Annotated in this window: 14 protein-coding genes; 12 read left to right on the top strand and 2 right to left on the bottom strand. The window is 45.1% G+C overall.

Annotated elements, in window-relative coordinates; all coding sequences use genetic code 11:
* Positions 1–21 precede the first annotated feature (21 nt).
* From araA to B5E64_RS05195, 12 genes are all read left to right on the top strand, one after another.
* The gene (gene araA, locus B5E64_RS05250) at positions 22–1,521 is read left to right on the top strand and encodes an L-arabinose isomerase (protein WP_087167469.1); all 1,500 of its coding nucleotides are present in this window, start codon (positions 22–24) and stop codon (positions 1,519–1,521) included.
* Between the two features lie 156 nt (positions 1,522–1,677).
* Entirely contained in the window at positions 1,678–3,297 is a 1,620-nt protein-coding gene (locus tag B5E64_RS05245; protein WP_087167468.1) for a response regulator, read from the top strand.
* On the top strand, positions 3,294–4,781 hold the full coding sequence (locus tag B5E64_RS05240; protein WP_087167467.1) for a sensor histidine kinase: 1,488 nt from the start codon (positions 3,294–3,296) through the stop codon (positions 4,779–4,781). Before B5E64_RS05245 ends, B5E64_RS05240 begins: the two co-directional genes overlap by 4 nt.
* A 143-nt stretch (positions 4,782–4,924) precedes the next feature.
* Positions 4,925–6,022, top strand: coding sequence for an ABC transporter substrate-binding protein (locus B5E64_RS05235; RefSeq protein ID WP_182466579.1), 1,098 nt, complete (start codon positions 4,925–4,927; stop codon positions 6,020–6,022).
* A 125-nt stretch (positions 6,023–6,147) separates the two neighbouring features.
* A complete protein-coding gene (locus B5E64_RS05230) occupies positions 6,148–7,665 on the top strand; it encodes a sugar ABC transporter ATP-binding protein (protein WP_087167466.1) in 1,518 nt (505 codons plus the stop codon).
* Positions 7,658–8,722 carry an ABC transporter permease gene (locus tag B5E64_RS05225; protein WP_087167465.1) on the top strand — a complete coding sequence of 355 codons (1,065 nt, stop codon included), beginning with the start codon at positions 7,658–7,660 and terminating at the stop codon, positions 8,720–8,722. Before B5E64_RS05230 ends, B5E64_RS05225 begins: the two co-directional genes overlap by 8 nt.
* Positions 8,723–8,730: 8 nt before the next feature.
* Positions 8,731–9,762: a sugar ABC transporter permease YjfF gene (locus B5E64_RS05220; RefSeq protein ID WP_087167525.1), complete on the top strand. Its 1,032-nt coding sequence runs from the start codon at positions 8,731–8,733 to the stop codon at positions 9,760–9,762.
* A 134-nt stretch (positions 9,763–9,896) separates the two neighbouring features.
* A complete protein-coding gene (locus tag B5E64_RS05215) occupies positions 9,897–10,937 on the top strand; it encodes an aldose epimerase family protein (RefSeq protein WP_087167464.1) in 1,041 nt (346 codons plus the stop codon).
* A gap of 110 nt (positions 10,938–11,047) precedes the next feature.
* Positions 11,048–11,491: a DUF6465 family protein gene (locus B5E64_RS05210; RefSeq protein WP_087167463.1), complete on the top strand. Its 444-nt coding sequence runs from the start codon at positions 11,048–11,050 to the stop codon at positions 11,489–11,491.
* A gap of 435 nt (positions 11,492–11,926) precedes the next feature.
* A complete protein-coding gene (locus B5E64_RS05205) occupies positions 11,927–12,646 on the top strand; it encodes a hypothetical protein (protein ID WP_087167462.1) in 720 nt (239 codons plus the stop codon).
* A gap of 113 nt (positions 12,647–12,759) precedes the next feature.
* The gene (locus tag B5E64_RS05200; RefSeq protein WP_087167461.1) at positions 12,760–13,611 is read left to right on the top strand and encodes a PHP domain-containing protein; all 852 of its coding nucleotides are present in this window, start codon (positions 12,760–12,762) and stop codon (positions 13,609–13,611) included.
* A 16-nt stretch (positions 13,612–13,627) separates the two neighbouring features.
* Entirely contained in the window at positions 13,628–14,992 is a 1,365-nt protein-coding gene (locus B5E64_RS05195; protein WP_087167460.1) for an aldehyde dehydrogenase, read from the top strand.
* Between the two features lie 66 nt (positions 14,993–15,058).
* Here B5E64_RS05195 and feoB read toward each other — a convergent pair whose 3' ends face one another.
* On the bottom strand, positions 15,059–17,107 hold the full coding sequence (gene feoB / locus B5E64_RS05190) for a ferrous iron transport protein B (RefSeq protein ID WP_087167459.1): 2,049 nt from the start codon (positions 17,105–17,107) through the stop codon (positions 15,059–15,061).
* Positions 17,107–17,331 carry a FeoA family protein gene (locus B5E64_RS05185; RefSeq protein ID WP_087167458.1) on the bottom strand — a complete coding sequence of 75 codons (225 nt, stop codon included), beginning with the start codon at positions 17,329–17,331 and terminating at the stop codon, positions 17,107–17,109. The genes feoB and B5E64_RS05185 overlap by 1 nt, the downstream gene beginning before the upstream one ends.
* Positions 17,332–17,486 lie beyond the last annotated feature (155 nt).

The following is a 17,486-nucleotide window of genomic DNA, read 5'->3' as shown; positions in this document are numbered from 1 at the left end:
ATATAACAGGAGGAGAAAACAATGTTAAAGCAGAAAAACTACAAGTTCTGGTTCTGTACAGGATCGCAGGATCTTTACGGAGACGAGTGTCTGGCTCATGTGGCAGAGCATGCGCAGAAGATCGTGGAGGCGCTGAATGCATCCGGAGTTCTTCCGTATGAGATTGTCTGGAAACCGACGCTGATCACAAACGAGCTGATCAGAAAGACCTTTAATGAGGCAAACACAGATGAGGAATGTGCAGGTGTCATCACGTGGATGCATACGTTCTCACCGGCAAAATCCTGGATTCTAGGACTTCAGGAATACAGGAAGCCGCTTCTTCACCTGCACACTCAGTTCAATCAGGAAATTCCATATGATACCATTGATATGGATTTCATGAACGAAAACCAGTCTGCACATGGAGGCCGTGAGTTCGGCCATATCTTTACCAGGATGGGAATCGAGAGAAAAATTGTTGTGGGACACTGGTCTGACAGACAGGTACAGGAAAAAATTGCATCCTGGATGCGTACAGCTGTGGGTGTGATCGAAAGCAGCCATGTACGTGTCATGAGGGTGGCCGATAATATGAGAAATGTAGCCGTAACGGATGGAGACAAGGTAGAGGCACAGATTAAATTTGGATGGGAAGTAGATGCTTATCCGGTTAACGAAATCGCGGAAGCGGTCGAAGATGTAAAAGAAGGAGAAGTAAGTTCTCTGTTAGAGGAATATTATGATAAATATGATATTCTTCTGGAAGGAAGAGATCCGGAAGAATTCCGGAAACATGTTGCCGTACAGGCACAGATCGAAATTGGATTTGAACGGTTCCTGGAAGAGAAGAACTATCAGGCAATTGTGACTCATTTTGGTGATCTTGGAAGTTTAAAGCAACTTCCGGGGCTTGCAATCCAGAGACTGATGGAAAAAGGTTACGGATTTGGCGCAGAAGGAGACTGGAAGACTGCAGCCATGCTTCGGATTATGAAAATCATGACGGAAGGAATGAAAGACGCAAAGGGAACTTCCTTTATGGAAGATTATACCTACAATCTGGTTCCTGGAAAAGAAGGCATTCTTCAGGCTCATATGCTGGAGGTCTGCCCGACCATTGCGGACGGTCCGATCAGTATCAAAGTGCAGCCGCTCAGCATGGGTGACAGAGAAGATCCGGCACGTCTCGTATTCACGGCAAAGGAAGGTCCGGCGATTGCAACTTCTCTCATTGATCTTGGAGACAGGTTCCGCCTGATTATCAACAATGTCAATTGTAAAAAAACGGAAAAACCGATGCCGAAACTTCCGGTTGCAACCGCGTTCTGGACACCGGAACCAAATCTGCAGACCGGCGCAGAGGCATGGATCCTCTGTGGAGGAGCGCACCACACGGCATTCTCCTATGACATTACCGCGGAACAGATGGGAGACTGGGCGGATGCAATGGGTATTGAGGCGGTTTATATCGATAAAGACACCAATATCCGGAATCTGAAAAATGAACTCAGATGGAATGCAGCAGCATATCGTAAATAAGGAAGAATAGAAAATACAGGCCGTATCTTTGTATTCGGCCTGTATTTTTTTTGTTGCATTCTACAAAAAACAAGAAAAAATATTAAAATTTTTGTGGAGAATAACAAGAAAGTGGTGTATGATAAAAAAGCCATATAAAGGAGATGAGCGCGGCAAATGATAAAAATTTTTCTGGTAGAGGATGAAATGATTATCCGTAGAGGAATCAAAAACAGTATAGAATGGGAAAAAGAAGGATATCAGTTCGCAGGAGAAGCGAGTGATGGAGAACTGGCGCTTCCAATGATTTTGCGTGAAAAACCGGATATTGTACTGACGGATATAAAGATGCCTTTTATGGACGGGCTGGAATTAAGCCGTCTTATCAGAAAAGAACTTCCGGAGACAAAAATCCTGATTTTAAGCGGATATGATGAATTTGAGTATGCGAAAGAGGCGATCCGGATCGGAATTACAGATTATCTGCTGAAGCCGGTCTCATCCACGCGCCTTCTGGAGGCTCTGGACGATGTCCGGAGAAAAATAGAACAGGAAAAAGAAGAAAAGGCACTCCTGATACAGTATCAAAAAGAAATGCAGGAAAATATGGAACATGAGAAGGAAAAGTTTCTGAATGTTCTTCTGAACGGAACCATGTCTGTAGGAGATGCAATCCGGCAGGCGTCCCAGTACCGGCTGAATCTGACTGCGGGCATGTACAATTTTTTGTTGTTTAAAATCTGGACAGACGACAGGCAGGAGGATGAGAGCTCCGGTATTGTGGATGCGTTTAACAATATTGAAACGGCTGCCGATCATATGCCCGGGATCTGCCGGTTCCAGAGAGGAATTGAGGGCTGGGCGTTTCTGTTGACCGGGGAAGACATGGAAGAACTCACACAGAAGGAAGAAATACTGACTGCGAAGCTGAAAGAAACCATGAGCCGGTATCCGGGGCTGGAGTATTTCGGCGGAATAGGCCGGCAGGTACAGCGGATGCGGGAGCTTCAGACTTCATTCCGGACGGCGGAATATGCGTTTTCAAGAAGATTTGTGGAGGAGCCGGATCAGATTCTGAGAAAAGAAGATCAGACAAGGAGAAACAGCGGGCTGGAAGGAATTACAGATCTTGGAAGCATGGAGAGAAACCGCGGCATGCTGGAAAAGTATCTGAGAAATGGTACACAGGAAGAGCTTGGAAGTTTCCTTCAGACTTATTTTGAATCCATACCTGCGTCAAATATGAATTCTATTCTGATGCGGCAGTACATTGCGATGGATTTTTATGTGATAACAGCAGCATTCAGTGAGAAAATGAATCTCTCGCGGGAAAAGCTGAAGGAAAAGTCTGAAAGATTAAAGTGTGCAATTTCCGAGACGGCACCTGTGGAAAAGATCAAACAGCTGATCTATGACTATGTCTGGTGCATCCTTTCTCTTCGGGATCAGGCAGGCGGCCGGCAGTATTCGGATATTATCCGTGCGGCCAAACACTATATTGAGGAAAATTATATGTCGGAAGAAGTTTCACTGAATACGGTATCAGCAAGTGTCAATATGAGCCCGAGCTACTTCAGCTCGGTATTCAGCAAAGAATCCGGAAAAACATTTGTGGAATATCTTACGGAAGTACGAATGGAAAAGGCGAAAGAGATGCTGATGTGCTCATCCCTGAAGACATCGGAGATCGGCTATGAGGTCGGATATAAAGACCCGCACTATTTCAGTTATATTTTCAAGAAAACCCAGGGATGTTCCCCGAAGGAATACAGGCAGAGAAGGAAGGCGCAGATATGAAACGGCATTTCAGACTGTCGCTGAAAAAGAGACTTCGGCTGATTTCGGTTACCGCCATTTTTCCGATGATTTGTCTTGTGGTTGTACTCCTGGTATCCCTCGGAAGAGCCACACATGCTTATTCTGGAATCACAAGAAGTGTTTCCTATGCCAACAAGTATGTTAAAGAATTTAAAGAGCGGATCGATTACAGCATGTATCTGGCAGTGATCGGGAATAAAAGTGTAAAAGATCTGGAAAATGAGGAGACGACTGTCAATGGAATCAAGACGGTTAATCCCTATAAATATATTCAGAAAATGATGAATGCCTGCGATGATCTCGCAGATATGGCAACGGTGGACAGTAATAGAAACCAGATCAGCATGCTGAAAAGCAGCCTGAAATATTTGCGGAGTTATATTGCCACTTTGGAAAGCAATATTGAAAAAAAGGTGTCTTACGATGCCAATATGGCGTACCTCGACGATAATATCCGAAACCTGACAAGCCTGATCCAGGAAGGGATCCAGGACTATATTTACGCTGAGACAATGAATTTTGACAATGTACGGGCGCAGCTGGATGAGCAGAACACGCGGACATTAAAGATCAGTATTCTGATCTCTGTTATTACGGCAATAGTATCCTGGCTGTTTACCGGAGCGGCATCGAAAAATGTAATCGGACCGATTCAGAAGCTCTGTAAACAGACAAGCAGGGTTGCGGAAGGTGATTTTACCGTCAATACGAAAATCCAGTCCGATGATGAGATTGCTGTGCTGACGGAGAGTTTCAATGATATGACAAAAGAAATCGGCGTGCTTGTAGATGATATCAAAAAGCAGCAGGTCAATTTGAGGATTACGGAAATCAAGCTTCTTCAGGCTCAGATCAACCCGCATTTTCTGTACAATACACTGGATGCGATTGTATGGCTTGCGGAAGAAAAAAAGACGGCTGAAGTGGTGTCCATGGTGACCTCCCTTTCAGAATTTTTCAGGACAACCCTGAGTGCCGGACGGGATTTTATTACGGTGAAAGAAGAGGAGTCACACATAAAAAGTTATCTGAAGATCCAGCAGTTCAGGTATGAGGATATTCTGGAGTACGAAGTCAGTATTCAGCCTGAAATTTATGAATATAAAATTCCAAAACTGACTTTGCAGCCACTGGTGGAAAATGCACTCTACCATGGAATTAAAAATAAAAGAGGAAAAGGGAAAATCTGTATCACCGGGAAAAAAGAAAGAGAAACACTCGTCTTTCAGGTGATTGACAATGGAAAAGGAATGGATGCCGGAACATTAATGTATTTGAGAAACAAGATGGAAAAAGAAGAGCGGTTTGACAGAAAAGACAGCGGATTTGGTCTTGCGAATGTCAATCAGCGGATCCGTCAGTATTACGGAAAAGAATACGGTCTCTGGTTTGAAAGCGAGGAAAATCAGGGAACAACGGCAACAGTTGTCATTGCAGCAAAAAAAATCGAACCTTTTTCGTAAAAAATCAAACAGGAAATAAAAAATCAAAAAATTTACTACTTTCTGAGAATGATCGTCTGTTTCAAAAAAAGTTACATTCCTTTATGATGAGTACAGGATGAACAAGAGATCGAAATCTCGACAACTAAAAGGAGGAATTTAGGATGAAAAAGAAAGTACTGGCAGCATTTGTATGCATGGCAATGGCAGCAACACTGGTAGTTGGATGCGGCGGAAGCGGCGGCAGCGGTGACGGTGGAAGCAGCGACGGCGGCGGAAGCGACAGCGGTTCTGATTTAATTACAGTCGGATTTTCACAGGTCGGCGCTGAATCTGACTGGCGTACAGCAAACTCAGAATCCATGAAAGAGACATTTACAGAAGAGAACGGATACAAGCTGATCTTTGATGATGCGCAGCAGAAACAGGACAACCAGATTACAGCAATTCGTAACTTTATCAATCAGGAAGTAGATTATATTCTTTTAGCTCCTGTAACTGAAACAGGATGGGATACCGTACTTCAGGAAGCAAAGAATGCAAAGATCCCGGTTATCATCATTGACCGTATGGTAGATGTATCCGATGACAGCTTATATACAACATGGATCGGAACCGATGCACTCTGCGAAGGACGGAAAGCAGCAGAATGGCTCAATGCATACGCAACTGCAAAAGGATGGGATGCAAGCGAGCTTAATATTGTAGATATTCAGGGAACAATCGGATCTACAGCTCAGATCGGACGTACACAGGGACTGGAAGAAGGCGTTGAGAAATACGGATGGAATCTTCTGGCTCAGCAGTGCGGCGAATTCACACAGGCAAAAGGACAGGAAGTTATGGAATCCCTGTTGAAACAGCACGACAATATCAATGTTGTTTACTGTGAGAACGACAACGAAGCATTTGGAGCAATCGACGCGATCGAAGCAGCAGGAAAGAAAGTCGGAACAGATATCAAGAACGGAGAAATCCTTGTGATCTCTTTCGATACAACAAGACAGGGCCTGACAGATACTCTGGATGGAAAAATCGTATGTGATGTAGAATGTAACCCGCTTCACGGTCCGCGTGCTCAGGAACTTATTGAGAAACTGGAAGCAGGCGAAGATGTTGAAAAACTCAACTATGTAGATGAAGAAATCTTTACACATGATGATACCGTCGCAAGTGTAACAGCTGTAAACAGTATGGATGAAGAACAGGAATATGCAGTTACACCGATTACACAGGAAATCATCGACGGACGTGCATACTAAAAAATAAAAAGAAAGAGCTTTAAGCGAAAGGCGTGGCAGGAAGGACGAAAGACACCAATGCTGCCACGCTCTCTTTTTGACAAAAACACGGGAAAAATCAGAAAAGAAAGCAGGTGAGCCTTGAGATGAGTGAATCTATTGTATTGTCAATGAAAGATATATCGAAAACATTTCCGGGAGTGAAGGCTCTTTCGCATGTAGATTTCACCTTGAGAAAAGGAGAAATCCATGCGCTGATGGGCGAAAACGGAGCCGGAAAATCCACACTGATCAAGGTGCTGACAGGTGTACATGAGTTTGAAAACGGAACCATCCACATTGACGGAATCAGCGAGGCGATTGTCAATAAATCTCCTCAGGATGCACAGTCCAGGGGAATCAGCACCGTGTATCAGGAAGTAAATCTCTGCCCGAACCTGACCGTGGCGGAGAATCTGTTTATCGGTCATGAACCGAGGAAACTTGGCATGATCGACTGGAGAACAATGAACAAAAAATCAGCAGAACTTTTGGAGTCTCTGGGAATTGAGGTCGTTCCTGCAAGACTGCTATCAGAATGTTCAATTGCCACGCAGCAGATGATTGCGATCGCAAGGGCAGTCAACATGAAGTGTAAAGTACTGATCCTGGATGAACCAACTTCTTCTCTGGATGACGATGAAGTAGAAAAGCTGTTCGTTTTGATGAGAAGGCTTCGGGATGAGGGTGTAGGAATTATCTTTGTTACACATTTTCTGGAGCAGGTATACGCAGTGTGCGACCGGATTACCGTTCTGCGAAACGGGGAGCTGGTTGGAGAATTCAAGACAAAAGAACTGCCTCGGTTCCAGCTTGTCGCAAAGATGATGGGAAAAGATTTTGACGATCTTGCCGACATCAAGAGCGGGCACAAGATGATGGAGGACGGCGAACCTGTTATCGAGGCTGAAGGACTTGGACATAAAGGAACGATCCGCCCGTTTGATATTACAGTACATAAAGGCGAAGTGATCGGCCTTTCCGGACTTCTTGGTTCCGGACGTTCAGAACTGGTACGCGCTATTTACGGAGCGGACAAGGCGGACAGCGGAACGCTGAAAGTGAAAGGGAAAGAAGTGAAGATCAAATCACCGCTGGATGCCATGAAACTTGGCATGGCATATCTTCCGGAGGACCGGAAAAAGGACGGAATTCTTGCAGATCTTTCGGTACGTGAGAATATTATTATTGCTCTGCAGGCAAAACGGGGGATGTTCCATCCGATGAGCAGAAAAGAGATGAATGAAGCTGCGGATAAATATATCGAGATGCTGCAGATCAAGACGGCAAGCAGGGAGACACCGATCAAGAGCCTTTCCGGAGGAAACCAGCAGAAAGTGATTATTGGAAGATGGCTTCTGACAAATCCGGAATACCTGATTCTGGACGAGCCTACACGGGGAATCGACATCGGAACAAAGACCGAAATCCAGAAACTGGTACTTGATCTGGCAGAGCAGGGAATGGCCGTAACGTTTATTTCGTCCGAGGTCGAAGAAATGCTCCGGACATGTTCCAAAATGGGAATTCTCCGGGATGGAAGAAAAGTAGGAGAACTTTCCGGAAATGAATTGTCTCAGGACGGCATCATGAAAGCAATCGCAGGAGGTGACAGTAATGAATAAAACATCCGGTCTGAAAAAAATAACGGGGATGAAATTGTTTCTTCCTCTTGTATGCCTTCTGGCAGTGCTGATTGCCGGCGGAATCGTCATCCCGGATTTCTTTTCTGTTTCTGTGAAAAACGGAGTCCTTTCCGGTTATCTGATTGATATCATCAACCGGGCGTCCGAGCTTGTTATTCTGGCAATCGGTATGACACTTGTGACAGCTGCTTCAGGAGGACAGGATATCAGTGTCGGTGCTATTATGGCAGTAGCGGCAGCACTTTGCTGTCAGGTGCTTTCCGGCGGAGAAGTATCCGTAGAGAGTCTGCAGAATCCGTTTATTCTTGCCGTGCTGGCAGCTCTTGCAGGCTCTGCTCTCTGTGGAGTGTTCAACGGTTTTCTGGTGGCAAAACTGAAAGTACAGCCGATGGTTGCGACGCTGATTCTCTACACGGCAGGCCGCGGTATTGCCCAGCTTGTGACAAACGGGCAGATTACCTATATCCGTGTGGAATCGTACAAAGTGCTCGGTGGTTATATTTCCCACTGCCCGATTCCAACTCCGATTTTTGCGGCAATTATCATGGTCATTCTGGCCTATATTATATTGAAGAAGACAGCACTTGGTCTATATGTGGAAAGCGTTGGAATTAACGGGGAAGCATCGAGACTGGTCGGATTAAACTCGACCATGATCAAGTTTCTCACCTACGTAATCTGCGGTGTCCTTGCAGGTATTGCAGGACTTGTGGCATCCAGCCGAATCTATTCAGCGGATGCGAACAATATTGGGCTGAACCTGGAAATGGATGCCATTCTTGCTGTGGCACTTGGCGGAAACATGTTAAGCGGAGGCAAATTTACATTGATGGGATCCGTAATCGGTGCATACACTATTCAGGCTCTTACTACAGTACTCTATGGTATGAATGTTTCAGCGGACAGACTTCCGGTATACAAAGCGGTTGTCGTTATAGTCATCGTATTGATGCAAAGCCCTGTATTCAAGAGAATGGTGAACAATATGAAGCTGAAAAGACAGTCCCAGGAAACAGCGGAAGGAGGAAGCCACTGATGAAGAAAATGAAAGCGACAGGAAAAGCATTAAAACCGAAAAAGAATATGACCGGAAGCGGTTTCCTTCTGATTATCACCATCGCTCTTTTTGTGGTGATGTATGTGGCGGGTATGATCGTATTTGGGGATAAAGGTTTTGCGAAACCGCAGATGTTCTTTAACCTCTTTGTGTCCAACGCCGGACTGATTGTCATTGCCATGGGCGAGACTATCATCATGATTACGGCGGGAATCGACATTTCCGTAGGATCTGTCACCGCACTGGTATGTATGGTCATTGCAAACCAGATGGAAAATCACGGCGCAAGTGCCTACACAGCGGTTGCTATTTCTCTTGCAATCGGACTTGCATACGGTCTGATACAGGGAATCCTTGTATCATATTTTGAGATCCAGCCATTTATCGTCACACTGGCCGGAATGTTCTTCGGACGTGGTATGACAGCGGTAGTCAGCACGGACATGATCTCGATTACAAATGAGACATTCCTCTCCTGGGCACAGTTCCAGATCCCGCTTCCGATCGGATCGACCAACCGGCACGGGGCGTTTATTCCGGCTTATATTTATCCGACGGTTATCATAGCGGTTGTCATCGTTATTCTCGTTGCCGTTTTGATGAAGTTTACAAAATTCGGCCGTTCTGTTTACGCTATCGGAGGAAATGCTCAGAGCGCATTGATGATGGGACTGAATGTCAAAAGAACAAAATTAAAAGCCTATGTTCTTGGAGGCCTTCTCTCCGGATTCGGCGGATTTTTATTCTGCCTCAACAGCTGTGCCGGGTTCGTGGAACAGGCAAAAGGACTGGAAATGGATGCGATCTCGGCGGCGGTTATCGGAGGTACGCTTCTGAGCGGAGGTGTCGGAACACCGATCGGTACGCTGTTCGGAGTCCTGATTAAAGGTACGATTACAAGTCTGATTACTACTCAGGGGACCTTGTCGAGCTGGTGGGTAAGAATTGTTCTTTCCGCATTGTTATGCTTCTTTATTGTCCTTCAGTCCATACTTGGAAAAGTCAAAGAGAAGAAATAGCGGATCAGTCAGGAAGCATTACAAAGAAAATGAAACAGTCTTTGTAATGCTTCTTTTCATGCAGAGAAATTAGGTGTAAAATAAAAGGCAGAAATGTTTGAAAGAAAGGAAGCCGAAAGGCGTATGGTAGATGAATGAAAAAGGAAAATTTTGGACAGACCAGGGCAGGTGTGCAGGCATCGCTTTACACAATGGAAAATGAAAATGGAATGGAGCTGAAAGTAACCGACTATGGTGCAACCCTTGTAAACATTATGGTAGTGGACAAAAACAGCCGGAAAAGGGATGTAGTACTCGGATACGACGATGTGTCCGGATATGAGACAGGAGCAAGTTTCTTTGGCGCAACTGTCGGCAGAAACGCAAACAGAATTGCGGGAGCTTCTTTTGAACTTGGTGGAAAGACATTCCGCCTGGACGCAAATGAAAATGGAAACAACCTGCACAGCGGACTGAACTTTTATAACAAGAGACTGTGGGAAGTAAAGCAGTCGGATGCGCAGAGTATTACTTTTGCCCTGTTCAGTCCGGACGGGGATCAGGGCTATCCGGGAGATGTCAGAATTGAAGTTACTTATACTTTGACAGAGAACAATGAAGTGAAAATTTCCTACAGGGCAATTCCGGGTGAAGACACAATTCTGAACCTGACCAACCACAGTTATTTTAATTTAAACGGAGAAGGGGAAAATACGATTCTGAACCATGTCGTACGTCTTGACGCAGATGCGTTTACAGAGACAGACGATAAACTGATTCCGACCGGAAAGCTGATCGATGTGACAGGAACACCGATGGATTTCCGTCAGGCAAAAGCGATCGGGCAGGATATCGGGGCAGACTATGAGCCGTTGAAGCTTGCAGGAGGATATGATCATAATTGGGCTCTTGGCAATCAGGGAAATTGTGAGAAAGCAGCAGAGGTGTATTCACCGGAAACCGGTATTTCGATGGAAGTCCTGACGGACCTTCCGGGAATCCAGATGTATACGGGAAACGGTATTGAAAATGAAACAGGAAAAGGCGGAAAGCATTACGGAAAACATGCGGCAGTCTGCTTTGAGACACAGTACTTCCCGGATGCGGTACATCACGAAAACTTTGAGGCACCGGTGTGCAAGGCAGGGGAGACTTATCAGACAACAACAGTATATAAATTCAGGATTCATGAATAAAATGCTCTTTTCTTGCATTTTGAAAAATTTGTGCTATAATAATGGACAGCTGGCGTAGTAAGGCAGAAAAGAATGACAACAGGTGACAGTTTTCATTAGGAGGATTTATTATGGCAAGAAAACGCACATTGGCAAAGGTAACTGCAAAGACAGAAGCTGCAGCGGCAGAAACTGCAAAAGCGGCAGCAGAGAAAACAGAGGCTGTGAAAGAAGCGGCTGTGGAAAAGACAGAAGCTGTAAAAGAAGCAGTAGCTGAAAAAACAGAAGAAGTAAAAGAGGCTGTGAAAGAAGCAGCAGAAAAGACAGTAAAGACTGCAAAGAAGACAGCTGCAAAAAAAACTGCAAAGAAAGAAATCAAAGTAAGGACATTTGTTCAGTACTTCGGAAAAGAAGTAGAGGAAAAAGATATGATCGCTGCAGTCAAAAAAGACTGGACAAAGGCAAATGGAAAAAAAGTGGGCGATATCAAAGATATCACACTTTATGTAAAGCCGGAGGAAGCTGCAGTTTACTATGTGGTAAACGGGACAGATTCCGGAAAAGTTGCATACTAATGTACGGAAAAAGGCAGAGAAGATACCATATGGTCAGAGGACGGTATGGTATCTTTTTTTGTGTGCCGGGGCGCCTGAATCAACAGATAATTTAAAAGGAAATAATATAAAGAAAGAAAAAATAGATGGAAACAGAAAAATATATTGACAAAAATAAGAAGGGATGGTAATATTAGGACAAGAAAAAGAAATAGAAATCAGAAAGGATTTCAGAAAGGAAGGTACGGACCACCGAAAACACATTTATAACTCATATAATCTGAGAAAGGGAAGGTTAACGAATGACTGAAGAACCAACAAAGTGAGGATGGGCGTTGATGATCAGATAAGCATCGGCGTCCATCTTTCGTGTTGCGGGAATATCAGTTTTGTATTAAAATACAAGTAGGAGGGAAACGAAAAGAGTATCAAATAATATACAAAGGAGAGACAAAGATGGAAAGAGTATTTGAAGCAGCAGATCAGATAAGCCGGCTGCTCTTTGAAGATGGACTGAAGAACATGGATTTCTCGTGGATCTTTTCGGAAGGAGGAACAGTGGCAGCTGTTGTGGCTGGTGTGATCGCGCTGCTGATGGTTTTCTTTGGAGCGAAGTGTAAATATGTTCTGTTTGCTCTGCAGGGGCTTCTGCTTGGTGTGACTGCTGGACTGGCGGCGTCCTGGTATTTGAATCTGGACGGTTGGATCATGATCGGCGTATGCGCAGCAGCGGGAGTGCTTCTTGCAGCATTCGAGGCGGTATTCCGCAAATTCGGGGCATTCGTATTTTCGTTTGTGGCCATTTTTGTAAGTGCCCTGGCACTTGCGGGCGGCAGAGGCTACATTGCACTTGGCATTGCGGCAGCGGCAGCACTGTTATTTGCGATTCTGGCAGCCGTTTTCGGTGATCCGATGATTATACCGGTCATGGGAATCGGCGGAGGTGTTCTCGGCGGTATTGTAGCATCCCGCTACCTGCCGTTTGACAGTACAATTGCATTCTACGGAGTGAGCATTGCTCTGGCAGTTCTTGGAATCTGCATCCAGTATGCTCTGAAGTCAAGTAAGATTGCAAAGATCGAGCGCAGTAAAGCAAAAGAAATTCGGGAAAAGAAATCGGTAGAATCCGAAATTGAAATGGCGAGAAACATTCTGGATTCTGATGAGAACGAATAAACGAAAATGAATAAGGGAGAAAATCTGACTGTGGAAATCAGAAAATGCGGACATTATTACTGCCTTTCTGAAAAAAGGGTATAATAAGCCTGTAAGCAAAAGGGGGCTTGTGTATGAAGCTGGATATGCATTGTCATGTAAAAGAAGGATCGATTGACAGCAAAGTAGGCATTGAAGAATATATCGAAAAGCTGATCGATAATGGATATGATGGAATGGTTGTTACCGACCACGATACTTACAATGGATACCGATACTGGAAAAATGAGTTGAAAGGGAAAAAGTACCAGGATTTTATGGTATTTAAGGGGATCGAATACGACACGAGAGATGCGGGGCATTTTCTTGTCATTATGCCGGAGGGGCGGAAAATGCGTCTTCTGGAGATGCGCGGGCTGCCGCTTGCCATGTTGATTGATCTGGTACACAAAAATGGAGGTGTGCTTGGACCGGCCCATCCATGTGGTGAAAAATATCTGAGTTTTACAAATACAAAGCGGTTTTATAAATCCCCGGAGCTGATTAAGCGGTTTGATTTTATTGAGGTATTTAATGCGTGCGAGTCTGAGGAGTCAAATGAAGGCGCGGCAAGACTTGCAAAGAAATATAATAAACCGGGAACCGGAGGCAGCGATGCCCATAAGATCGAATGTGTAAGTACCGCGTATACAGAATTTGCGGGAACAGCCACATGTGAAACCGAACTGATCAATCTGATCCGTCAGAATCAGATTGTAAAAGCCGGCGGAAGATTTTATAACAAAACGGTGAAAGATAAGATGGGGAAGGCAAATAAGCTTCTCGCATACAGTTTCTGGTTCTACAACAAAGGTGGAGAGCTTTTGAAACGCAGGAGCAGACAGAAAAAGATGAAGGTAGAAAGTCCGGTAGATCCGATTGATCCGATCGAGATTCCTTACCTGCGGGAGGCAAAAAAAGAAAAAATGCAGAAATTAAGAGACTAGCTGGAAAGGAGAAGGAATGGAGTACAAAGGATTGGTAAGACGGCAGAAAGAGTTTTTTAAGACAGGGAAAACGAAGAAAACGGGATTCAGGGTATTTTATCTTGGCAGACTTCTGAAATGGATGGATGAGAATGAGGCACGGATTCTGGATGCCCTCAATAAGGATCTCGGAAAATCCGGCACGGAAGGATATATGACTGAGATCGGAATGGTAAAAGAGGAAATCAGGTTTGCCATGAAACATCTGACACTTTGGGCGAAGCCAAGAAGAGTCAGGACGCCGGTATCTCAGTTCCCGTCTGCCTCTTTTATTTACAGAGAGCCTTATGGTGTCGTACTTATTATGGCTCCGTGGAATTATCCTTTTCAGCTTACGGTGGCACCTCTGATTGGCGCGGTCAGTGCAGGAAACTGTGCAGTCCTTAAGCCGTCTTCCTACTCGGTGCATACATCTGCGATGATTCAGGAGATGATTCGGGAAGTGTTTCCATCCTGCTATGTCACAGTTGTGACAGGCGGCCGGGAGGAGAACGAGGCGCTCCTCAATGAAAAGTTTGACTATATTTTCTTTACGGGAAGTCCGAAAGTAGGAAAATCCGTGATGGAGAAGGCAGCCAGACATCTGACTCCTGTCAGCCTGGAGCTTGGGGGAAAGAGCCCTTGCATTGTTGATGAGACAGCGGATTTAAGAACTGCGGCAAAACGGATTGTCTGGGGGAAGTTTTTGAATGCCGGACAGACCTGTGTGGCACCGGATTATGTACTGGTGCAGCACAGTGTAAAGAAAAGGCTGATTCATTATATTATCAGACAGATTCAGAAGATGTACGGCCAGGAACCGCTGGAAAATGAGGAGTATCCGGCGATTATCAACCAGAGGCACTTCAAACGTATCAGTGGACTGATCAATGAAAATAAAGTCATTTACGGCGGAAAGACCGACAGTACCACGCTTCGGATTGAGCCGACAGTGATGGACGGCATCACCTGGGATGACGCTGTGATGAAAGAAGAGATATTCGGGCCGGTTCTGCCGATCATGTCCTACTATGATCTGCGGGAAGCGGCGGCTGCCATTGAAGCGCAGTCAAGCCCGCTGGCGCTGTATCTGTTTACGAGGGACAAAAAAAGGGAGTCCTACATTCTTGAAAAGCTATCCTACGGAGGAGGTTGTATCAATGATACGGTAGTCCATCTGGCAACACCATATCTGCCGTTTGGAGGAGTAGGGCAGTCCGGAATGGGAAAATATCATGGGAAGGCAAGTTTTGATACCTTTACGCATGAGAAAAGTATCCTCAAAAAATCGGTTCTTGTAGACATTCCTTTCCGGTACCCGCCGTTTCGGGATCATCTTAATTTGATAAAAAAGTTTATGTAAAAAGACCCTTTCCGGGCGGCCTGTAATCAGCCGGAGACCGGAAAGGGTCTTTGTTTTCTCTCTTATTTAAAACAGCAGTCCGATATGGTAGAAAATCACTGCGAAAATCCATGCAATGACAAGCTGGAAGCAGGCGAACGCGACAGTGATACTTGTCTTTCCCACTTCTCTGTGGATCGTTCCGATCGTTGCCATACATGGAACATAGAGAAGACAGAAAACCATCATTGCGTAGGCGTTGGCTGCGCCAAATCCCATGGAAGCAAGGACAGATACCATGCTGTCCATACCTGCGGAAGTCGTAATATTGGCGATGCCAAAAAGAACGCTGCAGCTGGAAACAACGACTTCTTTTGCAGCAATACCGGAGATCAGAGCAACGGCGATCTGCCAGTACCCAAGTCCCGCCGGAGCAAGTAAAGGGACAAGGGCCTTTCCGATGATTGCCCCGAAACTCTCGGAAATATCGGATACAAAGCCATGCGGTCCAAGGTTCATGACACCCCACATTATAATGGAGGCGATGAAGATGACGGTACCTGCTTTGGAGAGATAGTCCTTTACCTTTTCCCATACATAGATGGCAATCGTGTGAGCATTTGGAGTCTTGTACTCCGGAAGTTCAATGAGCAGTGCGTGTTCCGCTTTACTACCGTCAAATTTTGAAATGACGAAAGTCGCCGTGATGGCCACCACAATACCAAGCAGATACATGGAGTAGCATACGAGCATGCTGTATTTTCCAAAAAACATGGAAGAGAACAGGACATAAATTGGAAGCCTTGCACTGCAGGACATAAACGGTGTAACAAGAATGGTCTTCAGCCGGTCTTTTCGGTGTTCCAGAGCACGGGATGCCATGACAGCGGGAACCGAACATCCGAATCCAAGAAGGAGCGGGATGAAAGCACGGCCGGAGAGTCCGAGACGGCTCATCAGATCATCCATGACGTATGCGACACGTGACATATACCCACTGTCTTCCAGAAAAGCAAGTGCCAGAAACAGGATGAAAATATTCGGCAGGAAAGTCAGAATGCCGCCTACACCGGAGATAATTCCATCCACGACAAGAGACTGAATCAGTGGATTCGTATGGACTGCGGAAAGTCCGCCGGTCACCAGATCCGAGAACCAGACAAGAGCCAGCTCAAAATATCCTTTCAGCCAGTCACCGACTGTAAACGTTACAAAAAATACAAAAGCCATAATCAGAAGAAAAATCGGAAGGCCAAGATAGCGGCTTGTCAGATAGCGATCAATTTTTTCTGTCATTTCTGCTTTTGCGCTTTTGTTGACGAGAACCTCCTGAATAATTTCTTCTATAAAATCATATTTCTGATTGATGATATCTTTTTCCAGACTTTCAGAAGCTACATCATCCAGCATGACAGGATGATTTTTCATGACGACAGGGTCATGCTCCAAAAGCTTGATGGCATGCCATCTTTTATTTGAAAGATCAGGATCCTGTGCGGAGAGCCGTTCGATAAGTATATCGATTTTATCTTCGATTTCATCGCTGTATACCATGGCATATTCCGCATGATGGTTGTGGCGGTGGGAAGAACTTGCCTCTTTTTCCTGGTGGTGGTGGATCAGTGGATCCTGGCCGGTCAGCCCTTCGTGGTGTTTGACCGCATGCATCAGGATGGAAAGACCGGTCCGTTTTCTCGCAGAAACCGGTATCGCAGGGATACCAAGCATTTCCGGAAGACGGTGAAGGTCGATTTCCATGCCCCGTTCTTCTACGATGTCCATCATATTCAGTGCAAGAACGACAGGTTTTCCAAGCTCGATCAGCTGGAGAGTCAGATAAAGGTTGCGCTCCAGAGACGAGGCGTCCACAACGTCAACGATGACATCGACGTCATCACTCATAATACATTCTCTTGATACGGTTTCTTCCATTGTATAAGAAGTCAGACTGTAGATTCCAGGAAGGTCGATCAATTTGAAACGATCCCCTTCGTACTCGGTCATTCCCTCTTTTTTTTCGACTGTTACGCCCGGCCAGTTTGCCACTTTCAGATTAGCCCCTGTATAGGCGTTAAACAGAGTTGTTTTTCCACAGTTTGGATTACCTATGAATCCCACATTGATGATATCACCCATTATTCTGCCTCCTCCACTTCAATATGGTCAGCAATCCGCTTACCGAGGGCAAATCTTGTCCCACGGAACCGAACAGTCATAGCTCCCTTTTTATCATTATTCAAAATGGTAATCAAAGCCCCCTCGGTAAGACCGAGAGATTCGAGCCTGCGTTCCAGCGAAAGCTCCAGCTGAATGGATCTGACAATATAGGTGTGCTGGTTTTCCCCCATTTTTAATGTCATATTCATTCTCCTTTAATCGACAAATTATACATGCATTTTATATTATATAATAAATTTCGCAAGGCGTAAATAAAAAAGATCGGATGTGTTTCTTTCAAAAGGAAATTTCCTACATTTAACTGCCGGTGATCAACAGGGTAAAACTCAAAAAACAG

This window comes from Drancourtella sp. An12 (genome assembly GCF_002160935.1).
Taxonomy (GTDB): domain Bacteria; phylum Bacillota; class Clostridia; order Lachnospirales; family Lachnospiraceae; genus Sellimonas; species Sellimonas catena.
The sequence above is the reverse complement of the archived record's forward strand: the minus strand, read 5'-3'. Positions and strand labels throughout refer to the sequence as shown.

What these genes read in the sequence shown, in the direction of transcription:
- araA (WP_087167469.1), top strand. Translation starts at nt 22, where the DNA reads ATGTTAAAGCAGAAAAACTACAAGTTCTGGTTCTGTACAGGATCGCAG.
- B5E64_RS05245 (WP_087167468.1), top strand. Translation starts at nt 1,678, where the DNA reads ATGATAAAAATTTTTCTGGTAGAGGATGAAATGATTATCCGTAGAGGA.
- B5E64_RS05240 (WP_087167467.1), top strand. Translation starts at nt 3,294, where the DNA reads ATGAAACGGCATTTCAGACTGTCGCTGAAAAAGAGACTTCGGCTGATT.
- B5E64_RS05235 (WP_182466579.1), top strand. Translation starts at nt 4,925, where the DNA reads ATGAAAAAGAAAGTACTGGCAGCATTTGTATGCATGGCAATGGCAGCA.
- B5E64_RS05230 (WP_087167466.1), top strand. Translation starts at nt 6,148, where the DNA reads ATGAGTGAATCTATTGTATTGTCAATGAAAGATATATCGAAAACATTT.
- B5E64_RS05225 (WP_087167465.1), top strand. Translation starts at nt 7,658, where the DNA reads ATGAATAAAACATCCGGTCTGAAAAAAATAACGGGGATGAAATTGTTT.
- B5E64_RS05220 (WP_087167525.1), top strand. Translation starts at nt 8,731, where the DNA reads ATGAAAGCGACAGGAAAAGCATTAAAACCGAAAAAGAATATGACCGGA.
- B5E64_RS05215 (WP_087167464.1), top strand. Translation starts at nt 9,897, where the DNA reads ATGAAAAAGGAAAATTTTGGACAGACCAGGGCAGGTGTGCAGGCATCG.
- B5E64_RS05210 (WP_087167463.1), top strand. Translation starts at nt 11,048, where the DNA reads ATGGCAAGAAAACGCACATTGGCAAAGGTAACTGCAAAGACAGAAGCT.
- B5E64_RS05205 (WP_087167462.1), top strand. Translation starts at nt 11,927, where the DNA reads ATGGAAAGAGTATTTGAAGCAGCAGATCAGATAAGCCGGCTGCTCTTT.
- B5E64_RS05200 (WP_087167461.1), top strand. Translation starts at nt 12,760, where the DNA reads ATGAAGCTGGATATGCATTGTCATGTAAAAGAAGGATCGATTGACAGC.
- B5E64_RS05195 (WP_087167460.1), top strand. Translation starts at nt 13,628, where the DNA reads ATGGAGTACAAAGGATTGGTAAGACGGCAGAAAGAGTTTTTTAAGACA.
- feoB (WP_087167459.1), bottom strand. Translation starts at nt 17,107, where the DNA reads ATGGGTGATATCATCAATGTGGGATTCATAGGTAATCCAAACTGTGGA.
- B5E64_RS05185 (WP_087167458.1), bottom strand. Translation starts at nt 17,331, where the DNA reads ATGACATTAAAAATGGGGGAAAACCAGCACACCTATATTGTCAGATCC.